This window comes from Oerskovia sp. NPDC056781 (assembly GCF_042789955.1).
In the GTDB taxonomy this organism is placed as follows: domain Bacteria; phylum Actinomycetota; class Actinomycetes; order Actinomycetales; family Cellulomonadaceae; genus Oerskovia; species Oerskovia rustica.
Genome location: NZ_JBHUAD010000393.1, coordinates 1 through 1,585, shown reverse-complemented (window position 1 = coordinate 1,585; position 1,585 = coordinate 1). Strand labels below are relative to the sequence as shown.

At 73.3% G+C, this 1,585-nt stretch carries 2 protein-coding genes; both read right to left on the bottom strand.

The annotated features are described in order from the left end of the window. Positions 1-46 precede the first annotated feature (46 nt). Positions 47-1,102 carry a hypothetical protein gene (locus ACFRCR_RS18675; RefSeq protein ID WP_377679682.1) on the bottom strand — a complete coding sequence of 352 codons (1,056 nt, stop codon included), beginning with the start codon at positions 1,100-1,102 and terminating at the stop codon, positions 47-49. Then, positions 1,099-1,497, bottom strand: a complete 399-nt coding sequence (locus ACFRCR_RS18670; protein WP_377679680.1) for a PadR family transcriptional regulator — start codon at positions 1,495-1,497, stop codon at positions 1,099-1,101. The genes ACFRCR_RS18675 and ACFRCR_RS18670 overlap by 4 nt, the downstream gene beginning before the upstream one ends. Positions 1,498-1,585: the final 88 nt, after the last annotated feature.

The window sequence follows — 1,585 nt, the reverse complement described above, 5'->3', positions numbered from 1 at the left end:
CCGTCGGATGACGACCTCAACCCCGTTCTCGTCCGCGAGGAATCGGTCAGGTCGGCACGCCGAGCCGCTCACGGTGCGCGGCGCGCGCCTCGGCGAGCTCATCGAGACGGTTCACGCACCAGCGAGCGGCGATCGTCGCAGCGAGGGCGCACGCGAGCAGCGCCAGGACGTTGCCGAGGTCCTCCGTCCCGACGTTCCGGTTCCCGGACCAGAAGAGGTCTGACCGCCCCAGGGCGATACCGACGACGACCCCCAGCAGGACCGGGGCCCCTTGCCGGGTTCGCGCCCAGAGCAGCATGACGCCGAGGGCGGCGACGATCGGCACGACTGCCGCCCCGACGGGCACGAGCTGGCTGCCCGCGGGGGCCCACCACGATGCCCCCTCCCGGACGCCGCGCACCGCCGCGACGTACGTGCCGAACACCGCGACCATGATGCCGAGCGTCCCGACCACATGGCGCCGTCCGGGCCCAGAGAGTCGACAACGACCGTGCTCCAGGACGACCAGCGCGTGCGCAGCCAGCCCGATCACCCATCCGCTCTCGAAGTACGCGGTGCGTTCGTCCCCCGTCGCGACGAGCACGGCGAGCATCACCGTCCCGACAGCGCCCGCGGCCGCGATCAGGAGGCGACCCGTGCGAGCCAGTCCGGCGAGCAGTGCGACAGCACCGGCACTCCACACCACCCATGTCGCGAGCATCGGCACGCTCGAAAGGACCGGCGGGCCGACCTCGCTGCCGACGAGCCACGAGGCGTAGGCCACGGACCTCGCCGCAGGCACCACCAGGACCGCAGGGAGCAGCACGAACAGCAGGCCTGTCGCGGCACGCCGCTCCCGAGCGGTCGATCCCAGCGGCGCGAGCAGCCACTCGCGCACAGCGGCCAGCACCAGGTCGCGGCGCTCGGCCCCCGACGGACGAGACTGCTCAGGACGGGCGCCGTCGAGGAGATGGCCGAGCATCTCGGCCTCGTACTCACGCCGGTACGAGTACGGGAAGAGACGTACCAGCCGGCGGTAGTCGCGGACGAGCACGGGCGCGACAGGCACGACGGGCAGAGCCTCGTCGGCGGATCCCGCCTGCTGCGGACCGTCGGCGGTCATGCGGGCACCGGCCCGGCGCCCAGGCCCGACGGCGCAGCCCCCGTCGCGCGTCCAGGCGACCTCGTGCGGGACTCGCCGCGGGAGCCCAGCCGTTCCAGGGCGCGGCGGGCCTGGGCCTCGGCCCGGTGCGCCTCGGCCTCGAGCCGCTCCCCGCCCTCGGCGGTGAGTCGGTAGTACCGGCGCAGGCGCGAGTCGACGACCTCCTCGTGGTCGACCTCGACGAGCCCCGCGGCGGCGAGCCGGTCGATCGCGCCGTAGAGCGTCCCGACGCGTACCGTGATGCGGCCGCCCGAGCTGGCCTCGACGTCCTTGGCGATGCCGTAGCCGTGCAGCGGGCCGGCCGCGAGCGCCGACAGGATGAGGAACGCCGGTTCCTGGAGCGATGTGGATGCCATGCCGAAGAACATACTCTCGTCACGAGAGTATTGAGCGAAACCCCACGCGGCGGCGCGCCATGCGCTGGCCTCGAGAACGGGGTCGAGG

Bases quoted from the DNA above. Each gene is read 5' to 3' on its own strand.
- ACFRCR_RS18675 (WP_377679682.1), bottom strand. From the start codon at position 1,102: ATGACCGCCGACGGTCCGCAGCAGGCGGGATCCGCCGACGAGGCTCTG.
- ACFRCR_RS18670 (WP_377679680.1), bottom strand. From the start codon at position 1,497: ATGGCATCCACATCGCTCCAGGAACCGGCGTTCCTCATCCTGTCGGCG.